Here is a 1,007-nt window from a genome sequence, read left to right on the forward strand (position 1 = left end):
ACGGACATGGAGCGCAGGATCCGGCCGGTGGAGTAGAGGCCGGCGTTCAGTGAGGACAGGGCTGCGGTGAGGACGACGAGGTTCATGATGACGTCTACGCCTTGGACGCCGATGGAGCCGAAGAATGTCACGAAGGGGCTGACGCCTTTTTGGTAGGCGGTGAAGGGCAGCAGCAGGGCCAGGAGGATCACGGAGCCGACGTAGAACACGGCGATGCGGAAGACGACGGAATTGATGGCTTTGGGCATGATTTTTTCGGGGTTTTCGGTTTCGCCGGCGGCGGTGCCGACGAGTTCGATGGAGGCGTAGGCGAACAGGACGCCCTGCATGAGGATGATCATGGGCAGCAGGCCGTTGGGGAAGATCCCGCCGTTATCGGACAGGAGGCTGATGCCGACCTGTTGGCCGTCCACGGGGGTGCCGAAGATGACGAAGTAGGTGCCGATGAGCAGGAATGCGACGAGGGCGGCGACTTTGATCAGGGCGAACCAGAATTCCATTTCGCCGAAGACTTTCACGGAGACGAGGTTCAGGGCCAGGACGACGATGAGGGCGGTCAGTGCCCAGGCCCACTGCGGGACGTCGGCCATCCAGGGGATGTAGTTGCCGAAGAAGTGCATGTAGAGGGCGGCGGCGGTGATGTCCACGATGGTGGTGGTGGCCCAGTTGATCCAGTAGAACCAGCCGGAGACGAACGCGGCTTTTTCGCCGAAGAATTCCCGGGCGTAGGAGACGAACGAGCCTGAGGAGGGCCGGTGGAGGACCAGTTCGCCCAGGGCGCGCAGGATCAGGAACGCGAAGAACCCGCACACCGCGTAGGCGATGACCAGGGACGGGCCCGCGGCGTTGAGCCGGCCGCCGGCGCCCAGGAACAGGCCGGTACCGATCGCACCGCCAATCGCGATCATCTGGATCTGCCGCGGCTTGAGGTTCTTGTGATAGCCCTTGTCCTCCGCATGCAGGGAGGACTCAGACGCATGCGCATGACCACCATCAATAACGTGGTC

General features: G+C 62.9%; 1 protein-coding gene. It reads right to left on the reverse strand.

Annotated features, from left to right (window positions below; translation table 11 throughout):
* A partial coding sequence (locus tag HNO81_RS19940) for an amino acid permease (protein ID WP_175319819.1) occupies nucleotides 1–998 on the reverse strand: 998 nt, incomplete at its 3' end.
* Between the last annotated feature and the right edge of the window lie 9 nt (nucleotides 999–1,007).

The sequence above is a fragment of the Pseudarthrobacter sp. C4D7 genome (genome assembly GCF_013359725.1).
Taxonomy (GTDB): domain Bacteria; phylum Actinomycetota; class Actinomycetes; order Actinomycetales; family Micrococcaceae; genus Arthrobacter.